This window comes from Caloranaerobacter azorensis DSM 13643 (genome assembly GCF_900129995.1).
Taxonomy (GTDB): domain Bacteria; phylum Bacillota; class Clostridia; order Tissierellales; family Thermohalobacteraceae; genus Caloranaerobacter; species Caloranaerobacter azorensis.
The window spans coordinates 1-1174 of sequence record NZ_FQXO01000153.1 but is presented as its reverse complement, the minus strand read 5'-3'; the positions used below and the strand labels follow the sequence as shown (position 1 = coordinate 1174).

Below are 1174 nucleotides of genomic sequence, written 5' to 3'. Positions count from 1 at the left end.
GCCACCCCGGCATCTTTCTTGGCTCCTGGGGTGGGACTCGAACCCACAGCCTACCGGTTAACAGCCGGTTGCTCCACCATTGAGCTACCCAGGAACAATATTTTTATCAGCGACGACAAGATATATATTAGCACAATTATAAATACATGTCAACAACTTTTTTGAAGAATTTTTATAACTTAAATTACAATATTAAATAATAATTTTTTCACTCTTCACAATAAAACACTCATAAAACTATTATCACGTTATTAGCAACTTTAAAAACCTCTATCATATTTAAAGAACGTTTTTATGAATTTATTCAATCTAAATCATCAGATAAAGCTAGAAAACCTTTTAAAGGCTGGATTAAAATAGCTAGAAATAAATGATGCTCATACGGACGAATTTAGAAAAAAACTGAAAATAAAGACTCCTATCGTTCGTATACGATAGGAGTCCTTTGGTGCCCAGAGGCGGAATCGAACCACCGACACGGGGATTTTCAGTCCCCTGCTCTACCGACTGAGCTATCTGGGCATAACCTAGCATTGCTAGAATTTAAAATGTAAAATTGAAAATTGAAAATTATTTAAACTAATTTTACATTTTGCATTTTCAATTTTTAATTCCTTGCTTCAGTAAGATAATTTTGGTGGGCCCTCAGGGACTCGAACCCCAGACCTGCCGGTTATGAGCCGGACGCTCTAGCCAGCTGAGCTAAGGGCCCCTGTTTCCGACTTCGTCGGAATTTAAAATTCAAAATTTTAAATTGAAAATTAACTGGACTAATTTTACATTTTACATTTCCAATTTTAAACTCCTTGCTTTGGCAAAGTGATTATGGTGGGCTTAGGTGGACTCGAACCACCGACCTCACGCTTATCAGGCGTGCGCTCTAACCTGCTGAGCTATAAGCCCATACTAGTGGTCGGGGTGGAGGGACTCGAACCCCCGGCCCCATGGTCCCAAACCACGTGCGCTACCAAACTGCGCCACACCCCGATATTATCCTGTTGGCAGGGGTGGCAGGACTCGAACCCACGACATTCGGTTTTGGAGACCGACGTTCTACCAACTGAACTACACCCCTACATTGGTGGGCCCTCAGGGACTCGAACCCCGGACCTGCCGGTTATGAGCCGGACGCTCTAGCCAGCTGAGCTAAGGGCCCTTACTGGCGGAGAAGGAG

General features: G+C 43.1%; 7 tRNA genes. All 7 read right to left on the bottom strand.

Going from position 1 to position 1174, the window contains the following annotated elements:
- Nucleotides 1–19: 19 nt before the first annotated feature.
- Nucleotides 20–94, bottom strand: a tRNA-Asn gene (locus tag BUB51_RS12660).
- Nucleotides 95–446: 352 nt separating this feature from the next.
- Nucleotides 447–522: transfer RNA gene (locus BUB51_RS12655), tRNA-Phe, on the bottom strand.
- 113 nt (nucleotides 523–635) lie between these two features.
- Nucleotides 636–712: transfer RNA gene (locus BUB51_RS12650), tRNA-Ile, on the bottom strand.
- Between the two features lie 114 nt (nucleotides 713–826).
- Nucleotides 827–903 (bottom strand) — tRNA-Ile (locus BUB51_RS12645).
- A gap of 7 nt (nucleotides 904–910) precedes the next feature.
- Nucleotides 911–987, bottom strand: a tRNA-Pro gene (locus tag BUB51_RS12640).
- A 12-nt stretch (nucleotides 988–999) separates the two neighbouring features.
- Nucleotides 1000–1075: transfer RNA gene (locus BUB51_RS12635), tRNA-Trp, on the bottom strand.
- A gap of 4 nt (nucleotides 1076–1079) precedes the next feature.
- A tRNA-Ile gene (locus BUB51_RS12630) sits at nucleotides 1080–1156 on the bottom strand.
- Nucleotides 1157–1174: the final 18 nt, after the last annotated feature.